The following is a 1905-nucleotide window of genomic DNA, read 5'->3' on the forward strand; positions in this document are numbered from 1 at the left end:
CAGGGATCGGCAGAGGCAGATCTAGGATGAGACTTGGCAAACCTTGGCCTGGAGAACGGATCCCATGCCTCGCTTTGAAAACATCGTTGCCGCCATCGACGGCAGCGGCCCCACCGAGCAAATGGTGCACACGCTGCTATCTTTGCCGGCCTTTGCCCAGTGCCATGTAACCCTGCTGCATGCGGTGCCTTCCCAGACCTCTGCTGAGGACATGCGCGCTGCCTGGCAAAAGGGACAGGAGCTGTTGGCCCAGACGCTGCAGACTTTTCCCCCGCGGCCTGGGTTGAAGATCAGCACTCAACTGGTGGAAGGGGATCCCAAGGTGGTGGTGTTGCAGGTGGCCGAGTCCCTGCCCAATCCCCTGATCGTGATGGGATCCCGCGGGCGCAACCGCATCATGGCCATTTTGCAGAACTCGGTCAGCCAATACGTCTTCCAGCTCGCCTCCTGCCCCATGCTGCTGGTCAAAGACGACGCCTACGTCAAGTACCCCAGCCATGTCATGGTGGCCCTCAACAACTCTCCTGCCGCCCAGGTCGCCTTTGCCACGGCCCTGGATCTGGTTGCCGGCATCTCAGGGGCCCAGATTTTTCTGGCCTCGGTACAACTGGATGCCGATGCCCAAGGCCGGGACGAGGTTATAGACAAAGCCATTGCCACCCTCAAAAGCCGCCAAATCGGCCACCAGGTGTTTACGGCGGTCGGGGATCCCGGCACCGAGATCGTCCGCTTGGCGGAAGAGAGCAAGGCCGACCTGCTGGTGATGGGATCCCCAGATCGCCGGCCCAGCATTGCCCGCAGCATCCCCGACTTGGATCGGCTGCTGGGGCGCTCCATCTCCGACTATGTGCGGGTCCACATCGGCTGCCCCGTGCTGATGGTGCGCTCGGCCCAAGAGAAAGATTGACCGACTGCTAGATCTTTGTTCAGCTTTCGACGAGAAAAATATGGGCTGGCATCGTCCAGGGATCCAGCTTGATGTAGTTCGTGGATCCCTGCCAGGAATACTGCTGGCCATCCAAAAGGTCGATCACCTTGAAAGTTTGCCAGTGTTCCAAACCCAAAGCCCCCAGGTTGAGGGTGACCCAGCCGGATTGAATGTGAAACGGATCCAAGTTGACCGCCACCAAGATGCGGTTGCTGCCATCAAAGGTGCGCTTGGAATAGCAGATCAGGGCCTCGTTGTCGGTGGGGTGAAACACAAGGCTCCAGTCGCTTTGCAAAGCCGGGTTTTGCCGTCGGATCCGGTTCACCTGCGCGATCAGAGGCCGCAAGTTATCCGGTGCGTCCAGATCCCAGTGACGGATTTGGTATTTTTCCGAGTCCAGATACTCTTCGCTGCCGGGGCGGAGGGGACGGTTTTCGCAGAGTTCAAAAGCGGGGCCGTAGATGCCGTAGCTGGCCCCCAGCGTGGCCGCCAGGATGAGGCGCAGCATAAAAGCCGGGCGTCCCCCCTTTTGCAAGAACTCGTTTAGAATGTCCGGCGTGTTGGGCCAGAGGTTGGGGCGATAGTACTCCCGCATCGGGGTTTGGGTGAGCTCGGTGAAGTACTCCGTCAGGCCCCACTTGTCGTTGCGCCAGGTGAAATAGGTGTAAGACTGGGTGAAGCCCAGCTTGGCCAAGGATTTCATCAGTTTGGGGCGGGTGAAGGCTTCAGACAAAAAGATTGTCTGCGGGTGCTTGGCCTTGATCTGGCCGATGCACCACTCCCAAAAGCCAAAAGCCTTGGTGTGGGGATTATCAACCCGAAAGATGGTGACTCCCTGGTCGATCCAGTATTCGATAACGCTTTTTAACTCCTCCCAGAGGGCCTGCCAGTTTTCCGTCTCAAAGTCGAGGGGGTAGATGTCTTGATATTTCTTGGGCGGGTTCTCCGCATATTGAATGGTGCCGTCGGGCCGCTTT

At 58.6% G+C, this 1905-nt stretch carries 1 protein-coding gene and 1 pseudogene; one reads left to right on the top strand and one right to left on the bottom strand.

The window, feature by feature from the left end; all coding sequences use genetic code 11:
* Positions 1-64 precede the first annotated feature (64 nt).
* Entirely contained in the window at positions 65-907 is an 843-nt protein-coding gene (locus tag NW857_RS12775; RefSeq protein ID WP_414335360.1) for a universal stress protein, read from the top strand.
* 19 nt (positions 908-926) lie between these two features.
* Here NW857_RS12775 and NW857_RS12780 read toward each other — a convergent pair.
* Positions 927-1905 (bottom strand): annotated as a pseudogene (locus NW857_RS12780) (alpha-1,4-glucan--maltose-1-phosphate maltosyltransferase); the annotation flags it as partial.

It is taken from the genome of Synechococcus sp. H55.9, from assembly GCF_047462355.1.
In the GTDB taxonomy this organism is placed as follows: Bacteria; Cyanobacteriota; Cyanobacteriia; order Thermostichales; family Thermostichaceae; genus Thermostichus.